The organism is Rodentibacter heidelbergensis (assembly GCF_002000125.1).
In the GTDB taxonomy this organism is placed as follows: Bacteria; Pseudomonadota; Gammaproteobacteria; order Enterobacterales; family Pasteurellaceae; genus Rodentibacter; species Rodentibacter heidelbergensis.
Window position 1 is genome coordinate 42,439 of sequence record NZ_MLHH01000023.1, and the last position, 14,431, is coordinate 56,869.

The 14,431-nt window shown below is 39.2% G+C and carries 14 protein-coding genes; 12 read left to right on the forward strand and 2 right to left on the reverse strand.

What is annotated here, in order from left to right:
- Positions 1-55 precede the first annotated feature (55 nt).
- The 6 genes from BKK48_RS08640 to rpoH all read left to right on the forward strand — a co-directional run bounded on the left by BKK48_RS08640 (position 56) and on the right by rpoH (position 5,153).
- Positions 56-856, forward strand: a complete 801-nt coding sequence (locus BKK48_RS08640; protein WP_077427873.1) for a glycosyltransferase family 25 protein — start codon at positions 56-58, stop codon at positions 854-856.
- Between the two features lie 10 nt (positions 857-866).
- On the forward strand, positions 867-1,754 hold the full coding sequence (locus BKK48_RS08645) for a WlaTC/HtrL family glycosyltransferase (RefSeq protein WP_077427875.1): 888 nt from the start codon (positions 867-869) through the stop codon (positions 1,752-1,754).
- On the forward strand, positions 1,748-2,743 hold the full coding sequence (locus tag BKK48_RS08650; protein ID WP_077427877.1) for a capsular polysaccharide synthesis protein: 996 nt from the start codon (positions 1,748-1,750) through the stop codon (positions 2,741-2,743). Before BKK48_RS08645 ends, BKK48_RS08650 begins: the two co-directional genes overlap by 7 nt.
- 10 nt (positions 2,744-2,753) lie before the next feature.
- Positions 2,754-3,845, forward strand: coding sequence for a glycosyltransferase family 4 protein (locus tag BKK48_RS08655; RefSeq protein ID WP_244154889.1), 1,092 nt, complete (start codon positions 2,754-2,756; stop codon positions 3,843-3,845).
- A gap of 23 nt (positions 3,846-3,868) precedes the next feature.
- Complete coding sequence (locus tag BKK48_RS08660) at positions 3,869-4,183, forward strand: DUF2322 family protein (protein WP_077427879.1); 315 nt, start codon at positions 3,869-3,871, stop codon at positions 4,181-4,183.
- A 124-nt stretch (positions 4,184-4,307) separates the two neighbouring features.
- The gene (gene rpoH, locus BKK48_RS08665; protein WP_077427881.1) at positions 4,308-5,153 is read left to right on the forward strand and encodes an RNA polymerase sigma factor RpoH; all 846 of its coding nucleotides are present in this window, start codon (positions 4,308-4,310) and stop codon (positions 5,151-5,153) included.
- A 36-nt stretch (positions 5,154-5,189) separates the two neighbouring features.
- Here the strand turns inward: rpoH and plsY are convergent, their stop codons facing one another.
- Positions 5,190-5,789 carry a glycerol-3-phosphate 1-O-acyltransferase PlsY gene (gene plsY, locus BKK48_RS08670; RefSeq protein WP_077427883.1) on the reverse strand — a complete coding sequence of 200 codons (600 nt, stop codon included), beginning with the start codon at positions 5,787-5,789 and terminating at the stop codon, positions 5,190-5,192.
- Positions 5,790-5,873: 84 nt separating this feature from the next.
- Here plsY and folB point away from each other — a divergent pair, with 84 nt between their 5' ends.
- Positions 5,874-6,227, forward strand: a complete 354-nt coding sequence (folB, locus tag BKK48_RS08675; RefSeq protein ID WP_077427885.1) for a dihydroneopterin aldolase — start codon at positions 5,874-5,876, stop codon at positions 6,225-6,227.
- Positions 6,228-6,249: 22 nt separating this feature from the next.
- Here the strand turns inward: folB and BKK48_RS08680 are convergent, their stop codons facing one another.
- The gene (locus tag BKK48_RS08680; RefSeq protein WP_077427887.1) at positions 6,250-6,546 is read right to left on the reverse strand and encodes a cell division protein ZapA; all 297 of its coding nucleotides are present in this window, start codon (positions 6,544-6,546) and stop codon (positions 6,250-6,252) included.
- Between the two features lie 158 nt (positions 6,547-6,704).
- Between BKK48_RS08680 and polA the strand changes: the two genes are divergently transcribed.
- The 5 genes from polA (at position 6,705) to BKK48_RS08705 (ending at position 14,385) form a co-directional block, all read left to right on the forward strand.
- The gene (gene polA, locus BKK48_RS08685) at positions 6,705-9,503 is read left to right on the forward strand and encodes a DNA polymerase I (protein WP_077427889.1); all 2,799 of its coding nucleotides are present in this window, start codon (positions 6,705-6,707) and stop codon (positions 9,501-9,503) included.
- 36 nt (positions 9,504-9,539) lie between these two features.
- Complete coding sequence (locus BKK48_RS08690) at positions 9,540-10,844, forward strand: L-cysteine desulfidase family protein (RefSeq protein ID WP_077427891.1); 1,305 nt, start codon at positions 9,540-9,542, stop codon at positions 10,842-10,844.
- 195 nt (positions 10,845-11,039) lie between these two features.
- Positions 11,040-13,628 (forward strand): leucine--tRNA ligase, encoded by a 2,589-nt coding sequence (leuS, locus tag BKK48_RS08695; protein WP_077427893.1) that lies wholly within the window; start codon positions 11,040-11,042, stop codon positions 13,626-13,628.
- Positions 13,629-13,678: 50 nt separating this feature from the next.
- Entirely contained in the window at positions 13,679-14,092 is a 414-nt protein-coding gene (locus tag BKK48_RS08700) for a nucleotidyltransferase substrate binding protein (RefSeq protein WP_077427895.1), read from the forward strand.
- Positions 14,074-14,385, forward strand: a complete 312-nt coding sequence (locus BKK48_RS08705) for a nucleotidyltransferase domain-containing protein (RefSeq protein ID WP_077427897.1) — start codon at positions 14,074-14,076, stop codon at positions 14,383-14,385. The genes BKK48_RS08700 and BKK48_RS08705 overlap by 19 nt, the downstream gene beginning before the upstream one ends.
- Positions 14,386-14,431: the final 46 nt, after the last annotated feature.

Below are 14,431 nucleotides of genomic sequence, written 5' to 3' on the forward strand. Positions count from 1 at the left end.
GTTTTATACCTATTCAAGCTAGAATAGCCAAAAAACAAATCCAATATTACTCATTATGCATACTAATTACGTTATCAGCCTTGCTACGGCAACTCATCGACGTGCACACATCAAACAAGAGTTTGGTCGCCATAATATTTCCTTTGAATTTTATGACGCACTCAGCCCTTCAGAACATCTTAATCAGCTTATTCAAACACATTTACCTAATCTTGCTCATGCTAAACTTTCAGAAGGTGAAAAAGCTTGTTTTATGAGCCATTACATGCTTTGGCAAAAGTGTATTGATGAAAATTTACCTTACATTTATATTTTTGAAGACGATGTATTACTTGGTGAAGATGCTTATCAGTTTTTAGAAGAAGATGATTGGCTGAATGAACGATTTACCAAAAATGATGCTTTTATTTTGCGTTTTGAAACCTTTCTTAATTATTCAAAATGTGCTGAAGCTAATATAAAACCTTATTGCCAGCGCCAAATATTAAAATTAGTCGTAGAAAATTGTGGTACAGCTGGTTATGTGATCTCAAATAAAGAGATTATTGAATTAGTGAAATTTATTAAGACACTTTCAGCACAAGCATTATGCTCAATTGATCTAATTATGTTTAACCGATTTAATCAAGACACCTACCAATTAGTACCTGCGTTATGTATTCAAGAAAATCAATATTATCCCAATAATTCAAATCTCAATAGTCAATTACAAAAAGAAAGAGAAGACATTCACAATAAAAAAGAAAAAAGAACAATATCTAGCTTGCTTATATCTTTAATTAATAAACCTAAGAAAATATATAATAAACTCTATAAGAAGTTGTATATTTCTCGCCATATTGTGCCGTTTAAATAGGTGGTATTTCATGAAAAGTAACGCCCAAAGTATAGAAAATAATCAGATTATAATTGTCACTGCTTTTTTCGATATAGGTCGTGGAAACATTCCAAAAGATAAAGGTTATCCTGAATATTTAAGCAGAACAACAGATACTTATTTCGAATATTTTTCTAATCTAGCTACTCTAGAAAATGAGATGGTGATATTCACTTCTCCTGATCTCAAAGAAAGAATTAATAAAATCAGAAAAGATAAACCAACAAAAGTAATTACACTAGATATAGATAAAAAATTCAAACACATATTAAATAAAATAAAAGCCATTCAAGAATTGGATGAATTTAAAAATAAGGTATCACCTAAACAAATTAAGAATATAGAATACTGGTCTAATTACTATACACTTGTCACTAATTTAAAAACATTTTTTGTCAATCTTGCAATAAAAAATACTTTAGATAGTGTCGAAATAACTCAACCTCAATTTGCTTGGGTAGATTTTGGTTATGTTAGAAATATGAAAACACTAGATAATATTTCTAGTTGGTCTTATGAGTTTGAAAAGGATAAAATCAATTTTTTCTCTATACAAGATATTTATAAAATAAGAACGATAGAAGATGTTTATCATGCTATCTTCTATAATGAACCTTACATCATAGGTGGCTGTATCATTGGTAATATTAATGCATGGAAAAAATTCAACAGATTAGTTTTTAACTGTCAAAAAAATTTTATAAAAAATAATATCATTGATGATGACCAAGGGATCTTCCTTATGTCTTATTTCAATGATAAGACCTTTTTCAAAATAAATGAATTAGGTAAAAATAACTGGTTTGGTCTATTCAAAAAATTTAGCAATAAAAAGCCTTCTTTAATAAAAAGAATAATGGATAAACTAAAATGGTAAAAAGTAACTATTTTTCATATTGTAGATGGATAAAAATAGCGACCTTTCTTAGAAGACCTATTATAAAGAATATCTATCGAGGTCTTATCCCAAAACAAGCGAGAAAAAATTTCGAATACTTCTCGGATAAAAAACAACAACTTCACACCGGAAAACATTTTCAGCATTTTATTGATCTTTATTTTGATAAAAAGTTAAAAAATTTTAAACTAGATCCATTAAAAAAAGATTTGGTTGGCAAAAAGATCATTTGGCAATATTGGGCGCAAGGGATAGAAGATGTTCCTCCTATTGTTAAGGTATGTTTTATTTCTGTCGATCATTTCAAAGGTGAATATGAAGTTATTAGACTAGATGATAATAATTTATCTGAATACTTAAAATTACCCGGTTTTATTCTTGAGAAAAAAAATCTTAACTATAAATTTAAACATGCTTTCTTTGCAGACCTTATTAGGCTTGCTCTGCTTGATGTATATGGTGGTGTATGGCTTGATGCGACAATATTTCTTACAGGAAATCTCCCTAAAAAACTCTTAAATATGGACTATTTTATGTTTCAAAGGGATTTTAATACACCAAATAAGAAAAAATGGATAGAATATGACTCCGCATATTTTGATTGGAATGACGCTCATAAAGTAAACATTCTTAATAGTTTTATTGTTGCTAAAAATAATAATTTTGTTATACATACATTATTTGACTTACTAATGAATTTCTGGCTTACACAAGAAACACCTCCTCACTATTTCTTTTTTCAGATCATGTATAATGAATTACTCAATAAAAATTTGCAGGATAAATCTTGTGAAATTATTGATGACACCTTACCCCATCTTCTACATTACAAATTAAATACACCATTTAATGAAGATGAGTTTAATTCAATAAAAGAAAAAATGAATATACACAAATTAAGATCTATCAAAGATAAAGATATAAAAAAAGGTTCGTTTTATGAATATTTAATAAATAAATCATCATAAAGGAGTAAAAATGGAGAACATTACTTATAAGAAAAATATTTCTTTAGACTGCATGAAATTCCAATACGGTGGGGGAATGGAAAGATATGTTGTTGAGCTCGTCAATGGATTTCATCAACGAGCAATTAAACCAACTATTTTTGCAACAAAATTTAACGAAGAGCTTGCTGAATATCAATTTATCAATCCTATAAAAGTTAATTTATCCTTTGTTCCTAAACCGCTAAGAAATCTGTTTCTTTCTTATCTTTTTAATCGAAAAAAACAACAAAATAACCTTTCTATGACAACTGTTTACACGCTATCGGATATCGTTATTTGTGGGGGAAATCATTTAGGCTATCTTGAGGCAATGAGAAAAGACACAAGCAAGCAAGCAAGCAAGCAAGCAAGCCTAACTGATAAATTAAAAATTGCAAATGAGCAAAAATCTCTTACAAATTCGAAACTTGTCATTGCGCATTCTAAAATGATGGCGAATGAGTTAGTAAAATATTACAACGTTGATAATAATAAAGTTTCTGTTATTTATCCTCCGGTCGATATTCATAAATTCACATTACCAGAAAGCAATAATAAAAGACAAACACTAAGAAGAAACTTTGGATTTAGCGATGAGGAGATCATCTATTTATTTCCTTCTACCGGGCATAGAAGAAAAGGATTTGATATCCTAAAACAATATTTTGAAAAATCAGATTTACCTATCAAACTCGTCGTTGCAGGTACCCCCGTAAAAGAAAGCAAGAATATTAAATCATTAGGCTATTGCAAGAATATGCAAGAATTATACCAGGCTGCTGATTATACTGTTATGGCATCAATCTATGAGCCTTTTGGATTAGTGGGTATTGAATCAATTTTATCCGGCACACCCATCATATTTTCGGAGAATATGGGTTGTTTAGAAGTGTTAAAGAATGACTTTGGCTACACATTCTCTAGAGAAAATATCAACACCTTGGATCATGCTATCAACGAATCTTTTAAAAAAGCACAGGCTGCTGAGCACCGAATAGACAATCCTTTTGATTGTATAAATTATGACCCAAGCCTACTTTCGCATATAGAAAAATTATTAGAAAATATCAGCCTGTTATAACCTGTATAAATTGGGGAAAAAACATGACTTTTGCAGAAATTTTAGACACACTTCCAACCATTGATCATCTCTCCGGGTTAAATGTAAAACAAGGGGATGAAGTAATTCACCATATTCCGGCAGTGCCTGGGAAGCTGGGTTCTTTGCGTCTTTACCATGCTTTGGCAGAAAAATTTAACGGAAAATTAGACCGCACTTCCGCACAACAAGGTATCGTATGGTTTGCCGAACATGTGGAAGATGCCAAAAACAATCCGGGTAAACATCCAAACATTGATTTGCTTTTTGATGTGATAGAAAATCATCGTCTTTTACACCTTGAATTATTAAAAAATTAATCAATTGAATTGAACTTTTAATAGGTAAAACCTGTCTTATAAAGCAAAATGAGTTCAATAAAATCTTTTATTGTGCTATAACTGTGTCTTAATTGGTTGATACCAAAGAAAAAGAAGGGAAAAGATGGATAAAGAAACACAAATGATGTTAGTTCCTCAAGGTAGTATTGAAGGCTATATTCGTGCAGCAAATGAATACCCGATGTTAACCGCTGAGGAAGAAAAAGCCTTAGCAGAGCGTCTATATTATAACGGTGATATTGAAGCAGCTAAAAAATTGGTATTGTCCCACCTTCGTTTTGTCATTCACGTTGCACGCGGTTATTCCGGTTATGGTTTACCGCAGGCAGATTTAATTCAAGAAGGTAACATCGGCTTAATGAAAGCGGTGAAGCGTTTTAATCCTGAAGTGGGCGTACGCTTAGTTTCCTTTGCTGTCCATTGGATTAAAGCAGAGATTCACGAATATGTTCTGCGCAATTGGCGTATCGTGAAAGTGGCCACCACCAAAGCACAGCGTAAATTATTCTTTAATCTACGCAAAACAAAACAACGTTTGGGTTGGTTTAACGAAAACGAAGTGGATATGGTCGCAAATGAGCTTGGGGTGTCAAAAGAAGATGTGATCGAAATGGAATCACGCATGACCGGGGCGGATGTCGGCTTTGATTTACCAACAGATGATAGTGAGGCAGAAACCTATTCTCCTTCACTTTACTTGGAAGATAAAAGTTCTAATTTTGCCGCCGAGCTTGAAAATGAAAATTTTGAAAGCCAAGCCGTAGAGCAATTAAGCGTTGCCTTAAAAAATCTTGATGCGCGTAGTCAGGATATTATTCAAACCCGTTGGTTGGATGATGATAAAGCAACACTACATGATTTGGCAGCAAAATATAATGTTTCAGCAGAGCGTATCCGACAATTAGAAGCGAACGCCTTGAAAAAACTGAAAAGTGCGGTCAATTTTTAGAAAATATTTAAGGAAAAACCTGCCAATCGGCAGGTTTTATTTTTTCTTTAATTTTGACCAAATTTTGTCTTCTTGCCCACGCCATAAACGCTGAATATTATCGTGATGACGATAAACCAATAAGCAACAAACTAAAGCAACCGGGAACGTAAATTCAGGTTTAAACCACCAAACATAAAAAGGCGCTAACAATGCGGTCACCACAGCGCTTAAAGAAGAGTAACCGCTGATTAAGAACAAAATCATCCAAGTGCCAAATGTGGTTCCGGCCACTGCCCAAGCAATGGGAGCGATAGCGCCAAATGCGGTCGCCACCCCTTTCCCTCCCCGAAATTGAAAGAAAATAGGGAAAATATGCCCTAAACAAGCTGCCAGAGCCACCATACCGAGTTCAAATTGTGTTAAACCAAGGTAGTAGCCCACCCAAACGGGTATCATTCCTTTTAAAATATCAAAAATCAGTACGCCTAAAGCAGCCCATCTTCCCCCAATTCGAAGCACATTTGTCGCACCGGGATTATGAGAACCATGCTGACGAGGATCAGGCAGACCGGCTATCCGACAAATTAAAATAGCACCGGAAACTGAGCCTAAAAGATAGGCAAAAATCATATAAAGCGTGGCAAATAGGCTCATTTTTACCTCAAAATGATGAAAGTGGTTCGTTATTCTACCTAAACTTGATAGCATACGCCTACAATAATTTTAGAGGAAAGAAATATGGATAAAATTTTTATTGAAGAATTGACCGTATTTGCTCAAATCGGCGTTTATGATTGGGAACAAAAAATTAAGCAAAAACTGGTTTTTGATTTGGAAATGGCATGGGATGCCCGAAAAGCGGCGGAAACCGATGATGTGCAATATTGCCTAAATTATGCAGAAGTGAGTCAATGTATTCTTGATTACGTCCAATCAAAGGCTTTTTTATTGATTGAAAGTGTGGCTTATGAAGTTGCCGATGAGTTACAACAACGTTTTAACATTCCATGGCTACGATTAAAACTCAGCAAACCTCAGGCAGTTGCACAAGCTCGCAGTGTTGGGATTATGATTGAACGGGGAACGCAATAAATAAGCAAGAGGCAGATAAATCTTACTCTCTTGCGGTAAGGATACTGCCTAAAGAATGATCCAGTTGCTGAATTCGGGTTTTCAGCACCTCTTCAATTTGCGAATTTTTATTTTTTTCTTGAGTGAGCTCAAAACTTAGATTTAACGCCACAATGGAAAGCACACGATCAAGCTGAATTAAACCGGTTTTTTCTTTCATTTCGGAAACCAAACCATCTAAATGGCGTGCTGCCTGACGTAATGCGTCCTCCTGCTCTTGTGGCACATTTAAACGTAATACTTGCCCTAATACGACAATTTCAACCAGTTTTAATGACATTGTATTTCCCTTATTCGCATTTTTTGAATGTGCAATATTATGCCATAGGCAAGTTTTTTCGTCATATATTTTACTCTGCCCTTCTCTGCTATCTGTTCACCCCCTTTCGGAATTTACGCTATAATGCCCCCACTTTATTCTATATAAACGAGATTTTTATGGCACAGATCGCAGCAAATCCCCTTGTCTTAGTAGACGGGTCTTCTTATTTATATCGTGCATTTCACGCCTTTCCTCCCTTCACCAATTCAGCCGGTGAGCCAACGGGGGCAATGTATGGCGTATTAAATATGCTAAAAAGCCTGATTTCTCAGGTACAACCAAGCCACATTGCGGTCGTATTTGATGCCAAAGGGAAAACTTTTCGTGATGAATTGTTTGAACAATATAAATCTCACCGCCCTCCAATGCCGGATGATCTCAGAAAACAAATCCAACCGCTGCACGATATGATCCGTGCCCTTGGTATTCCGCTTTTAGTGATCGAAGGGGTGGAAGCTGATGATGTCATCGGTACGCTTGCCGTGCAAGCCTCCCATGCCGGCAAAAAAGTGCTAATTAGCACAGGGGATAAAGATATGGCACAGTTAGTTGATGAGAATATTATGCTCATCAATACCATGAACAACACCTTATTAGACCGTGAAGGGGTCGTTGAAAAATACGGCATCCCACCGGAACGCATTATTGATTACCTCGCACTGATGGGTGATAGTTCGGATAACATTCCCGGTGTTGCCGGTGTAGGAGAGAAAACTGCACTTGGGCTGCTACAAGGGCTAGGCAGTATGGCTGAAATTTATGCCAATCTCGACAAAGTGGCTGAACTCCCTATTCGTGGTGCGAAAAAACTCGGCGAGAAATTACTGGCAGAAAAGCAAAATGCGGATTTGTCTTACACCCTCGCTACCATTAAAACCGATGTGGCGTTAGATATCACGCCTGATGAATTATTACTCGGTGAAAGTGATAATGACCGCCTGATCGAATATTTCGGACGTTATGAATTCAAGCGCTGGTTAGGTGAAGTGATAAATGGCGCCGATTCTATCACTCAGGCTAACGAACAAGCGGTGAAAATCAATCCTTATCAGGCGACACCGACAGTTTCCGGCGAAAGTGCGGTGGAAAATCAGCCTGAATTTCACATTGATCGCAGCCAATATGAAACCCTGCTCACAGAAGCCGATTTAACCCGTTGGATTGATAAATTATCAAAGGCTAATTTATTCGCTCTCGATACAGAAACTGATAGCCTGAATTATATGGCGGCGAACCTTGTCGGGCTTTCTTTCGCACTTGAAAATGGCGAAGCGGCTTACCTACCGTTGCAATTAGATTATCTCGGTGCACCAAAAACACTGAAAAAAACCACCGCACTTTCCGCCCTCAAACCTATTCTGGAAAATGCTGAGATAAAAAAAGTGGGGCAAAATCTCAAATATGATCTTACTATTTTGGCTCGCAATGGTATTGAAGTGCAGGGTATCGCCTTTGATACCATGTTGGAATCCTATGTATTGGATAGCACCGGTCGTCACAATATGGACGATCTCGCTAAACGCTACCTCGGGCATCAAACCATCAGTTTTGAAGAAATTGCCGGCAAAGGCAAAAATCAGCTGACATTTAACCAAATTCCCTTGGAACAAGCCGCCGAATATGCAGCGGAAGATGCGGATATCACCATGAAACTGCAACAAGTTTTATGGAAAAAATTACAAGCAGAGCCTAGCCTCGCAGCCCTTTTTGAGAATATTGAATTGCCATTACTTAGCGTGCTTTCACACATGGAACGAACCGGGGTATTAATTGATAGCGATGCGCTTTTTATCCAATCCAATGAAATCACCACCAGATTGACCGAGCTGGAAACCCGAGCTTATGAACTCGCCGGTCAAACTTTCAATCTCGCCTCCACCAAACAATTGCAAGAAATTTTGTTTGATAAATTAGGATTACCGGTTTTACAAAAAACACCGAAAGGTGCGCCCTCCACCAACGAGGAAGTGCTGGAAGAATTGGCTTACAGCCATGAATTACCCAAAGTTTTAGTGGAACATCGAGGCCTGAGCAAATTAAAATCCACCTATACGGATAAATTGCCACAAATGGTGGATTCGAACACAGGACGTGTCCACACCTCTTACCACCAAGCGGTTACGGCCACCGGGCGATTATCCTCCAGTGATCCTAACTTACAAAATATTCCGATCCGCAATGAAGAAGGTCGCCGTATTCGCCAAGCATTTATTGCCCGTGAGGGGTATTCTGTGGTGGCGGCTGACTATTCCCAAATCGAATTACGCATTATGGCGCATTTATCTCAGGATCAAGGGTTGATTAACGCCTTTGCACAAGGGAAAGACATTCACCGCTCTACCGCAGCGGAAATCTTTGGTGTGCCGTTAGATGAGGTCACAAACGAACAACGCCGCAATGCCAAAGCCATTAACTTTGGGCTGATTTATGGTATGTCCGCCTTTGGGCTTTCTCGTCAGCTCGGTATTCCAAGGGGCGATGCACAAAAATATATGGATTTATATTTCCAACGTTATCCGGGTGTACAAACCTTTATGCAGGATATCCGAGAAAAAGCCAAAGCACAGGGTTATGTGGAAACCCTATTCGGTCGCCGTTTATATTTGCCGGATATTAACTCTAGCAACGCCATGCGCCGCAAAGGGGCTGAACGGGTCGCCATTAATGCCCCAATGCAAGGTACGGCAGCCGATATTATTAAACGAGCCATGATTAAACTTGATGAGCTGGTTCGCCACGATCCTGATATTGATATGATCATGCAAGTACATGATGAATTAGTGTTTGAAGTGCGGTCGGAAAAAGTGGAATTTTTTAGCCAACTTATTAAGCAAAATATGGAAAGTGCCGCTGAATTGGTCGTCCCACTCATTGTCGATGTGGGCGTGGGGAAAAATTGGGATGAGGCCCATTAATATTAAATCATTCATAACGCCATTTTTGAAAAGATGATGAACCAAGAAAGATTACAGCAAATTGAAACGCCCTTACTACATATTGTCGAACGTGATGTCGTGCCCGCATTAGGTTGCACCGAGCCGATTTCCCTCGCCCTTGCGGCAGCAACGGCGGCAAAATACTTAGGCAAAACACCCAGCCACATCAAAACTAAAGTTTCCCCTAATTTGATGAAAAATGGTTTAGGTGTCGCCGTACCCGGCACGGGTATGGTGGGGTTGCCTATTGCGGCCGCAATTGGTGCATTAGGCGGTGATCCTGAGGGGGGGCTGGAAGTCTTAAAATCAATCACGAGAGAACAAGTTTTGGCGGCGAAAGCCATGCTTGAGCAAAAGCGGGTGAGTGTCGATATTCACCCAACAGAGCATATTCTCTATTCTGAAGCCGTGCTTTTTGCAGAAAATGATTGGGTAAAAGTCGTCATTCAAGATCAACACACCAATGTTATTTTGATTGAAAAAAATACCGAGGTCCTCTTTGAAAAAACAGAAAATGAATGTGCGGATGCCGATCCCTATAAAATCTTCAAACAAGTTTCTGCCCGTGAGATTTTTGAATTTTCCTGCGAAGTGGCCTTAGATAAAATTCGCTTTATCGGGCAAGCGGCTGAACTCAATCGGGCTCTTTCCAACGAGGGGTTAAGGGAAGATTACGGTCTACATATCGGGCGAACCCTGCGCAAACAGGTAGGGAGCGGTTTAATTTCAGACGATTTACTCAGCAGAATTATGATCGAAACCACGGCCGCTTCCGATGCCCGAATGGGTGGTGCGGCCTTACCCGCCATGAGCAATTCCGGCTCGGGAAATCAAGGGATTACCGCCACCATGCCGGTTGTCGTTGTTGCCGATTATTTGAACATTGATAAAGAAAAACGCCTGCGTGCCTTATTTTTATCCCACCTAATGGCGATTTATATTCACAGTAAACTGCCTAAATTATCTGCACTTTGTGCTGTTACCACCGCTTCAATGGGAAGCTGTGCCGGCATTGCCTATTTATTAACAGGGAAATTTGAAACCGCCAGTATGGGCATTTGCAGTATGATCGGCGATATCAGCGGTATCATTTGTGATGGGGCGGCAAACAGTTGTGCAATGAAAGTGTCTACCAGCGTAGCATCAGGTTATAAAGCAGTACTTATGGCCATGGATGAAACCCATGTAACCGGCAACGAAGGCATCGTTGAACACGATCTCGACCGTACTATCGATAACCTCTGTGCCATCGCCTCGAAGAGTATGCCACACATTGATCGCCAAGTGATTGAAATAATGGTGAACAAACCCTGTCCTTAATTGGCTATCATTTAACGACCTGTATCGCTGCAAAGCCATCGGATACAGGTCTTTTTTATTCTATGAGAAATCGTTAATAATCCCCGCACTTTCGCCCCCCTCTCCCTACCAATTTGTACGGTTTTGCGGTATGCTATCTGCCATTTTATCAGATAAAAAATTCCGCAAAGTGCGGTCAAAATTGAAGGTGATTTTATGCAAGAACAATATCGTCCCGATATGATTGAACCGAAAGTTCAGCAGTATTGGGCTGAAAATAAGGTTTTCAAAGCCGTTAAAGATGTCAATAAAGAGAAATATTATTGTCTTTCCATGTTCCCTTACCCGTCAGGTCGTCTGCATATGGGGCATGTGCGTAACTATACCATCGGTGATGTGGTTTCACGCTATCAACGTATGAACGGTAAAAATGTGTTGCAACCTATCGGTTGGGATGCTTTTGGTTTGCCAGCAGAAGGGGCAGCCATTAAACACAAAACCGCACCGGCAAAATGGACATACGAAAACATTGAATACATGAAAAATCAGCTCAAAATGTTGGGCTTTGGTTACGATTGGGATCGTGAAATTGCGACCTGTAAACCGGAATACTACAAATGGGAGCAATGGTTTTTTACCGAGCTTTATAAAAAAGGTTTAGTGTATAAAAAAACCTCAACAGTAAACTGGTGTCCGAATGATGAAACCGTACTGGCAAACGAACAGGTGCATGACGGTTGTTGCTGGCGTTGTGATACGCCGGTGGAACAAAAAGAAATTCCTCAATGGTTTATTAAAATTACCGATTATGCCGAGCAATTATTAGGCGGTTTGGATCATCTTCCACAATGGCCGGATATGGTGAAAACCATGCAACGCAACTGGATTGGACGCTCTGAAGGGGTAGAAATCACCTTTGATGTTGCCGATACCAATGAGAAAGTCGCCGTTTACACCACCCGTCCGGATACCTTCTATGGAGTTAGCTATTTAGGCATTGCCGCCGCTCATCCTTTGGCAAGCCTAGCGGCACAAAACAACCCTGAGTTAGCTGCTTTCATTCAAGAAGCGAAAAATGCCAAAGTAGCCGAAGCCGATCTTGCCACCATGGAGAAAAAAGGTATGGCGACAGGCTTGTTCGCTCTTCATCCCCTAACCGGAGAAAAATTACCGATTTGGGTGGCAAACTTTGTGCTTATGCACTATGGCACAGGCGCAGTAATGGCAGTACCTGCCCACGACCAGCGGGACTATGAGTTCGCCCAAAAATATGCCTTGCCATTAAAACAAGTGATCGCGCCGGTTGAGGGGCAAAAAATTGATTTAACCAAAGAGGCTTTCACTGAACATGGTGTGTTAATCAATTCTGCTGAATTTGATGGCTTAGATTTCGATGGTGCTTTTAACGGTATCGCCGATAAACTTGAGAAATTAGGTGTGGGTAAACGCCAAGTAAACTACCGCTTGCGTGATTGGGGCGTATCCCGTCAACGTTATTGGGGTGCGCCAATTCCTATGCTCACCCTTGAAAACGGTGAGGTCGTGCCGGCGCCACTGGAAGATTTACCGATTATTCTCCCTGAAGATGTGGTAATGGATGGGGTGAAAAGCCCGATTAAAGCGGATCCAAATTGGGCGAAAACCACCTTTAAGGGTGCACCTGCGTTAAAAGAAACGGATACCTTTGATACCTTTATGGAATCGTCTTGGTATTACGCCCGCTACACTTCCCCAACCTTTGCAGAAGCCATGTTAGATAAAGAGGAAGCCAATTATTGGTTACCTGTAGATCAATATATCGGTGGTATTGAGCATGCCACAATGCACTTGCTCTATTTCCGCTTCTTCCACAAACTCTTGCGTGATGCCGGTTTTGTGACAAGTGATGAACCAACGGTGAAATTATTATGTCAAGGGATGGTGCTGGCCGATGCCTTCTATTATACCAGCCCAACGAACGAGCGGATTTGGGTGAGCCCAACCCAAGTTACCCTTGAGCGTGATGAGAAAGGTCGTATTGTCAAAGCAACCGATCCAGAGGGACGCGAACTGGTTCATTCCGGTATGACTAAAATGTCGAAATCGAAAAACAACGGTATCGACCCACAGGAAATGGTAGAAAAATACGGTGCAGATACCGTTCGCTTGTTTATGATGTTTGCCTCCCCTGCGGAAATGACCCTTGAATGGCAAGAATCCGGTGTAGAGGGAGCAAAACGCTTCTTAGGTCGGGTGTGGAATCTGGTGTATCAATACCAACAAAACCCGGCAAAAACAACCTTAGAAGTGACCGCACTTTCTGCTGATCAAAAAGCTCTTCGCCGTGAAGTCCATAAAACCATTGCGAAGGTCAGCGATGATATTGGCCGCCGTCAAACCTTCAATACGGCTATTGCGGCAATTATGGAATTGATGAACAAACTCACCAAAGCACCATTGGATAATGAGCAAGATCGTGCCGTTATGGCAGAAGCCTTAAGTGCTGTCGTGCGTATGCTTTATCCGATTACCCCGCATATTTGTTTTGAGCTATGGCATGCCCTCGGCAATGAAAATAGCATTGACACAGCAGAATGGGTGAAAGCCGATGAAACGGCGATGGTGGAAGATGAAAAACTCATTGTTGTGCAAGTCAATGGCAAAGTGCGTGGAAAAGTGACCGTTTCAGCCAATGCTACCGAACAGGAAATCAAAGCAATAGCGAAAGCGGATGAAAACGTGGCGAAATTCCTTGACGGCATGGAAATTGTCAAAGAAATCTATGTGCCGCTTAAAATGGTCAGTTTTGCAGTAAAACCTGTATAAAATTAATCTAAAAGGCTCGTTTGACGAGCCTTAATTTTAGGATAGCGACAATGCAAGATATTCGCTGGCAACAACGCTTTGATAATTACAAAAAAGCAGTACATTATTTGGCTAATGAAGTAGAAAAATATGCAAATACAGATTTAGATATTATTAAAAAGGGAATTATTCAAAGTTTTGAAATAACGCATGAATTGGCATGGAAACTGCTGCAAGATATCTTAAAATATCAAGGTGAAGTGGAGCTCTGGGGTTCAAAATCCGCAACACGGTTGGCCTTTAATCGCGGACTTATTCAAAACGGTGAAATATGGTTAGATATGATTGAAAGCCGTAATATTACCGTCCATACTTATGATGAAAATATTTTAAACAAAGAATTTAATAAAGTAGTGAAAGATTATTTACCTTTATTTATTCAACTAAAAGAGCGTATTGAACAATTATGGACGAATTTGGCTTAAGTATCAGAGCAACAGAAACAATTCAGAATATTCTAAAAAAGTACCCAGAAGTTGAACAAGCCATTATTTATGGTTCAAGAGCAAAAGGGAATTACCGTGAAGGCTCCGATATTGACTTAACCCTCAAAGGTAACCATTTGACCCGTTCAATACTCAGTAAAATTTGGTTAGATTTAGATGATTCAAATTCGCCTTATCTATTTGATTTGTCTATCTATCATGAACTATCCAATCAGGATTTAGTTGAGCATATTAATCGGGTTGGAAAGATGTTTTATCAGCGGATAGCCTAAAAGAATCGCTTTTGGTGATACAGGGTTTGTGCTAGAGTAGCGAACA